The organism is Chitinophaga sp., assembly GCF_036569125.1.
Lineage (GTDB): Bacteria > Bacteroidota > Bacteroidia > Chitinophagales > Chitinophagaceae > Chitinophaga.
Window position 1 is genome coordinate 1 of the sequence record NZ_DATCRF010000273.1, and the last position, 5662, is coordinate 5662.

At 48.8% G+C, this 5662-nt stretch carries 6 protein-coding genes; 1 reads left to right on the forward strand and 5 read right to left on the reverse strand.

Features of this window, described 5'->3' with window-relative positions:
- Positions 1 to 304: DNA-3-methyladenine glycosylase (locus tag VIM87_RS10050; protein ID WP_331996867.1), on the forward strand; the 304-nt coding region annotated here is incomplete at its 5' end.
- On the opposite strand, the gene VIM87_RS10055 is transcribed toward VIM87_RS10050, so the two are convergent.
- From VIM87_RS10055 to VIM87_RS10075, 5 genes are all read right to left on the reverse strand, one after another.
- On the reverse strand, positions 294 to 794 hold the full coding sequence (locus tag VIM87_RS10055; RefSeq protein WP_331996868.1) for an SRPBCC domain-containing protein: 501 nt from the start codon (positions 792 to 794) through the stop codon (positions 294 to 296). The genes VIM87_RS10050 and VIM87_RS10055 overlap by 11 nt on opposite strands.
- Positions 795 to 1037: 243 nt before the next feature.
- Positions 1038 to 3605 (reverse strand): TonB-dependent receptor, encoded by a 2568-nt coding sequence (locus tag VIM87_RS10060; protein WP_331996869.1) that lies wholly within the window; start codon positions 3603 to 3605, stop codon positions 1038 to 1040.
- A 79-nt stretch (positions 3606 to 3684) separates the two neighbouring features.
- Complete coding sequence (locus VIM87_RS10065) at positions 3685 to 4050, reverse strand: ModE family transcriptional regulator (protein ID WP_331996870.1); 366 nt, start codon at positions 4048 to 4050, stop codon at positions 3685 to 3687.
- Between the two features lie 175 nt (positions 4051 to 4225).
- On the reverse strand, positions 4226 to 4843 hold the full coding sequence (locus VIM87_RS10070; protein WP_331996871.1) for a hypothetical protein: 618 nt from the start codon (positions 4841 to 4843) through the stop codon (positions 4226 to 4228).
- Between the two features lie 6 nt (positions 4844 to 4849).
- A partial coding sequence (locus VIM87_RS10075) for a molybdopterin cofactor-binding domain-containing protein (RefSeq protein WP_331996872.1) occupies positions 4850 to 5662 on the reverse strand: 813 nt, incomplete at its 5' end.

Here is a 5662-nt window from a genome sequence, read left to right on the forward strand (position 1 = left end):
CATTGCGCCGCTGAACGGCATACCGCATATGCTGGCGCGTACCGGCCGTACCAAGGCGGATTATACACTGGGCAAAGGTCCCGGCAATGTATCAAAAGCATTAGGCATTAATACCCAGCATACCGGCACCAGCCTCACGGGCAAAGAGTTATACATAGCGGATGATGATTTTATTGTATCACCATCCGCTATAGGTATCACTGCAAGAATTGGAGTGGATTATGCCGGTGAAGATGCGCTGCTGCCTTACCGTTTTATACTAAAAGACAGCCCTTATGTTAGCGGCCGTAAGTTCAGGAGTTAAGTACGCCTTTCAGCTTTTCATTTTTATTACGCAGGTCAATCCCCCCTTCCAGCAAGGATTTCAGGTTCACCATGTAAAACAGCCAGCCGCCCTGGCAGCCAATATGAAAATCCACTTTACCCTTTTCATCTGTAGGAATATGATCCTGCACTAATTCTATCAGCGTTTCACCTTCCACATTCTTTAAGCTCACAGTAACGGTGCCGGCTATACCAAAAGTGAATTGAAAGTGATCCTTCCCGTTGGCGGCCAGCACTTTACCGGTTTCAGTAGTATCATCGCTATAGCCAAACCAGCGCCAGGTATAGGTATCGCCGGTGGTAATAGCTTCCTGTTTACCTTTGGGTATACCGCCTTCACCAACAAAATCGGCCTGCCGCAGAAACCAGCTTTCCAGCCCTGCCGGCGTGGTCCAGGCATTGTAAATATCCTGAGGATTAGCTTTGATGGGGAGCTTTAACGAGAATTTACTCCAGTCATGTGGTTGCATATGTTCGCAGTTTATAGGTTAATGAATTGATGCAGCTATAGTACTTGTCCCTGCTGAAGATCAGCGGTTATGGTTCCGTATTACGATACAGGAAATTTACACCTAAAATTTAATTTGATGCTGAAAAATACGGGCTCGATTAAAATAAGTAGCCCTTACGACACAAAAAGAATGTAAAAATGGAATGCAGCGAAGTCCTTATCCGCTGCATTCCACTATTAATTATTAATTCTTAATTACTAATCACAACCCATACTGCACCGTGGCGTAATACATACCGCCAACAGACGGCCCTCCTAAAAAGGAATAGTAATAATGGTTCAGTAAGTTGCTGGCGCCCAGCTTGATCTTTGAATTTATTTTTTCAAACGTATAGCTTACCTGCGCGTCTAAAGTATTGTACGACGGTGTTTGCCCGTTCACCAGGAACGATTGCCATAAGAAGCTGCTCTGCCATTTCCAGCTAACGCCAGCGCCTATATGTTTTATAATCTCCTCTTTGGATATCATTGCGTTAAGGGTCCATTCCGGTGTGTTAAAACCATCTTCCAGCCCGTCTTCATTAGCCGATTTGCGCAGCTTTGCATAGGAGCTATTTGCATGTAACCTATACCCGTGCACGTTATAGGTTACACCTAAGCTGGCGCCGTAGTTATATACTTTAGTTTGTGAATTGGTCCACATACGGTATTGATTCTGTTGCGATTTGTTATTCAGCGCAAACGGTATGGAATCTGCATTTTGTGTTTTAGGCACATTCATATTGGCCTGTGCAATAAAGGAACGGTAGTTATTAAAGTACAGATCAGCATCAACAAACAAACGCCCTTTGAGGAACAGGCCTTTATAACCGCCTTCAATGGACCGTACATGTTCCGGTTTAATATAGGTATAAGGGTTTTTCTTTAACAGCCCCTGGTTCTTTTCAATAGCTGCCTGTTGTGATAAACCATTGGCATTAATATCATTCAGCACGGCTGCCTGAAATGCTGTGATAGATGATTGCAGCCACGCATTTTCAAAAATGCCCTGCGACATAGCCGGTAAGCCCCCTACCCTTTTTACGCCGCCGCTGTTCACGTTTGAATACGCTTCAAAAATGCTGGGGTAGCGGTATCCGCTCTGGAACGATACCCGGAAGTTTTGCGTGCGCAGGGGCGAGAACACCGCCGTAAAACGCGGGCTCCAGGCCAGGTCAAAATAGTCGTTCTTATCTGCACGTAAAATAGCGCCCAGCTTTAACCGCTCCTTTAACAACGATTTGGTAACTGACAGGAAACCACCGGTTTTGCTGTAATGAATATTCGTATATTCTTTACCGTGAACCGGGTTAATAAAGTAATTGCCATCCGGTACAATAATGTAGGTACGGTGGTCAGCACCGGCCAGCACTTCCAGCCCGGCCTTTTCCCGCAGCTCCGGGATCCACTCATTCAAATGCACCTGCCCTTCTGCCTGTATAAAGCTTGCCTTTACTTTTAAGGCGGCCCCGGTATCCCAGTTATTCACCTGTTGTAATTTTTCCAGCACATTGTTAAACGCAGGTGTGCCGGGCATATAGCGTCCCTGATCGGCGGCCGTTCTGGCCTGCTGGTGCGCCTGCGCTGCCGTCATCCCATCCTGCGATGCTTTGTTAAAAGCCGCGGTATAATCTGCATACCATACATTATCCGGTTTATAGTTACGGTCAATGTTTTCGGCCATGGAGCGCAGGTTATAAGAGTTGCCGGTGTTCTCATTATTCAGGTAAGCCCTTAGCTGCAGGCCCCTGGATTCATATTGTATGCCATGCTGCTGTATAAAATAATCCTGCAGGCGAAAACGGTTAGCGCGCTGGTATACATTGTTCAGCAGCGCCATATGAAAAGTATAGCTCAAAGTAGCATCCGGTCTTATCTTATAATAGATGCCGGCATCTCCTTTTATATTCTGCAGGGTATAATCCACCACATCTTTTTCATCGTAACCGGTGCGGGCTACCACGTAGTTCTTTCCCAGCAGGGAAATGGTTTTGCGGTCAGATGATTCGTTGCCGTAGCTGCTTACCGGGTCTTTAGCGGGGTTATTAACACCGGTTAATCCCGTACTGGCGTTAGCGTTACCATTCAGCTCCGTATGGTCATTGGCTATCCAATCGTACCCGCGGGCGTAGGTACCGTTCAGCTTAAAGGCCCATTTAGGTGAAATAACATGCGCCCAGCGCAGGCTGGTTTCTGAGAAAGGTTTAGCGCTGCTGTTAGGATCGCCGATATGTGTAACCGCTGTTTTTTGCTGCACACTTAACCCGGCAGATGTGAATGGATCTTTGGTAGTGATATTGGCCAGCCCATTCACCGTGTTCATGCCATAGAGCGCAGAAGCCACGCCCGGCACTATTTCCACATTATCGACATCCAGGTCGGAAGGACCTAAAGCATTGGCTATGGGGCCGCCGATATGCGGGGATTGTACATCCATCCCATCCACCAGCTGCGCAAAACGCACATTGGTGGTATTGGCAAACCCACGGGCATTCAATACTTTAAATCCCATACTGGGGGTGATGAGCTGCACGCCCTGCACATTTTCCAGCGCATCAAAAAAAGAAGGCGCCGGTGAGGCTTTAAAATATGTGGCGCCCACTTTTTGCACGCTTACCGGCGATGCAAGCATGCTTTCCCGCAGGCGGGATGCTGATACGGTTACTTCCGATAAAATACGCACCGTAGTATCCTTACGGGTTGTATCTGAGTTCATATCTGAAAGCTGGCGGGCCTGCGTGCTAAGGGACAGCACGCATAAAAAAAAGAGGCTGGTAAAGGTCCCGTACATAGTAATGATTTACGCTGTATTTTTCAATATATAACGATGGTTAAAAAAAGTCCTGTAATAACATGACGTTGTTACAGGATTATTTTAAATGACTACTCTCCTGTTCAAGGAACTGGCGGAACCTTTCCCTTAGCTGGCGATGGTAGGCTATCATCTGCCGAGCTTCTTCCGAAATAGAAGAACCTCCGCCCTTTTCACCGCCCGTGCTGGTTATTACAAACGGGCGAATGCCCATGCTGTTCAGGTTATTAATAAGGTCCCAGGCTTTTTTGTAAGACATGCCCATGGCTAATGCCGCCTGCTTAATAGAACCTGTTTCGGCAATACGTTCCAGCAGCTCCACCGGGCCGGGGCCAAAAAAGCGTTTGCCCCCGAACTCCAGCCAAAGGCTGCCATTCACATTAAAAGTGCCCTCCTTTAAAAGATTGCGGATCGGTTGTTCCATGTAAACACAAAATAGGAAAAATTGTAGATGTACAAATATACAGATGTGCAGATGATGGGAATATACTGATGTGCTGGTATATGTCCCTGGGTATGTCGCAAACAACAAAAACCAGCATATTAGCACATCAGCACATTTATTTGCACATCTGCATATTTGCACATCTGCACATCATTTATTTATCCGGCAGGAAAGCGCCTTTGTCGATCCACATTTTAAACTGCCGTGCAAACTCCTGATGGGTCAGCGGTGGCAGGGTGCGGCCCTCGCCGGGGTTCCATCCGCCTAATACCAGTGAATCGGATGTTACATGCGCTATCAGCTGTGCCTTGGTCTTGTGCCCGTTCTGTTCCGGGTCCAGCAGCTGGGCTGCCAGTTCGCGGGGCGATTTACCCTGGAACACCATCTTCATATCTGCCGGCGGTAAATGCCAGTTAGGATTGCCCGGCGGCATATGCAGGCCCGGCGTATTCTTGGGCTGATGGCAGTTGGAGCATTTGAGCGCATACAGGCCTTTTCCATCATGCCCGCGCTGCACGTTCATGGTATGTACATGGCTGTCATCGCCCTGCAGGGGCGCCTCCCCTGAGGGATGGCAGTTCATACAACGCGGGTGCATTAGTACGCTGTAAGCAGCCAGGAAGGCCTTTTTTGAGCCGGCGCTGTCCTTGGCCGTTCCATCCGTATCCATATGGTGCGTAGTGCGGGCAGCATCCGAATTAAAGGATAAAGTCATTACCGACACTGCCGTTACGGTTAATAATGAATATATGAGTTGCTTTGTTGTTGCCATAATTTACTACGCTTTGAGGTTGATGTTGCAAAAAGGCAGGTCCCGCATGCGTTTGCCGGTAGCGGCAAAAACTGCGTTGGCAATGGCCGGCGCTACCGGCGGTACGCCGGGCTCCCCTGCCCCACCCATTTTTTCGGTACTGTTCACGATGTGCACTTCTATTTCCAGCGGCGTTTCATGCATGCGCGCAATGCGGTAATCATGGAAATTGCTTTGCTGCACCCTGCCTTTGTCCAGCGTAATAGCGCCGTACATAGCCGTGGAAATGCCGAAGTTGATGCCGCTTTCCATTTGCGCAACCACCCCATCCGGGTTCACGGCCAGGCCGCAATCAATGGCGCACACAAAACGGTGCACCTTAATAAGGCCCTGTTCATCAACAGAAACTTCTGCTACATCAGCCACATAGCTCATAAAAGATTCATGCACAGCCACACCTCTGAAACGGCCCGGGGGCAATGGTTTGCCCCAGCCTGCTTTTTCAGCGGCCAGGTTCAGCGCTGCCAGGTGGCGGGGATGGTTCTTCAGCAATGCACGCCGGTACTCCACCGGGTCTTTGCCTGCTGCATGCGCCAGCTCATCTATCATCCCTTCCATGGCAGTAGCCGTATGCGTATGGCCTACGGAACGGTACCACAGCACCGGCAGCTCCAGCTTGGGTGAATGCAGCCCTACATAATGATCCGGGATAGAGCTCAGGTAAGGCGAATCCTTTACCCCTTCCACAGAAGCTTCGTCAATATTATTTTTCATTCCGGCGGCAAAGGGGGTGCCGGCCATAATAGACTGTCCTGCCAGCACATGTTCCCAGGCTATGGG